The sequence below is a fragment of the Kribbella sp. CWNU-51 genome (genome assembly GCF_054073265.1).
Genome location: NZ_JBSXMZ010000068.1, coordinates 1 through 1,391, shown reverse-complemented (window position 1 = coordinate 1,391; position 1,391 = coordinate 1). Strand labels below are relative to the sequence as shown.

The window sequence follows — 1,391 nt, the reverse complement described above, 5'->3', positions numbered from 1 at the left end:
AGCTCCTTGGGTAGACAGGTTTGTCCTCGCGAGACAACCGGCTACCTGAGGGGCTCCGCTGTCTGTCCAGTCTGTCATTGCTCGCACGATCAGGGTTGGTGAGGGTGCGTTCGCGCCTGGTCATCTGGGCGAGTTGACCCAGTGCATACCGTTCGAGATGGTCGATGCTGTCCTTGCCGAGACCCGCAGGACCCAGGCCAGGGTGCGTGATCTGCCGGCCCGGGTGGTGGTCTATTTGTTGCTGGCCGGGTGCCTGTTCACCGATCGTGGCTATGGCCAGGTGTGGCACCGGTTGGTGGCCGGGCTGGACGGTTTGGCCGTGGCCGCGCCGACCGCGGCGGCGTTGACCCAGGCCCGCAGGCGGCTTGGGGCCGCGCCCTTGAAGGCATTGTTCGACCTGCTCCGTGGCCCGGCCGCGACCAGGGCCACCGGTTGGGTGCGGTGGCGGGGGCTGCTGGTCACCGCGATCGACGGCACCACGATGACGGTGCCCGACACCGCCGCCAACCTGGGTGTGTTCACCAAACAGGCCGGCGGCAACGGCGGCTCGGGGTATCCCTTGCTGCGGCTGCTGGCCGTGGTCTGCTGCGGCACCCGCACGATCATCGACGCGACGTTCGGCTCGGCCCTGATCGGGGAAACCACCAGCGCGGCACCGCTGCTGGCCCGCAGCCTCAAGGCCGGCATGATCGTTTTGGCCGACCGTAACTTCGCCGCCGACGCGGTCATCACCGCGATCACCAGCACCGGCGCCCATCTACTGATCCGCTGCAAAGCCAACCGGAAACTCCCCGCACTGGACCGCCACCACGACGGGTCCTACCAGTCACACTGGATGGGCACACCGGTCCGTGTCATCGAAGCCGAGATCACCATCGCGACGTCCAACGGCACCCGCACCGGCACCTACCGGCTCATCACCACCCTGCTCGACCCGCACACCTACCCGGCCCTCGACCTGGTCACGCTCTACCACCAGCGCTGGGAAATCGAGACCACCTACCTGGAACTCAAGTCCACCATCCTCGGCGGACAGGTCCTGCGCGCCCGCACCCCGGCCGGCATCGCCCAAGAGATCTACGCCCTGCTGGTCACCTACCAGGTCCTGCGCCACGCCATCACAGATGCCACCGACAGCCGACCCGGCACCGATCCCGACCGAGCCAGCTTCACCATCGCCCTCAACGCCGCCCGCGACCAGGTCACCCAAGCCGCAGGGGTCATCGCCGACACCGTCATCGACCTCGTCGGCCAGATCGGCCGACTCGTCCTGGCGAACCTCCTCCCCACGCGTCGAGTCCGCCTCGGACCCCGCGCCGTGAAAAGAGCCACCTCCAAATACCCCGCCAAAGGACTCAACATCAACCGCACCACCTACCAAGCCACCATCA

At 67.4% G+C, this 1,391-nt stretch carries 1 protein-coding gene; it reads left to right on the top strand.

Annotated features, from left to right (window positions below; all coding sequences use genetic code 11):
* Window positions 1-157: 157 nt before the first annotated feature.
* Window positions 158-1,391, top strand: a 1,234-nt coding sequence (locus ACXC9Q_RS41825; protein ID WP_457062604.1) for an IS4 family transposase, incomplete at its 3' end; no start/stop codon positions are given.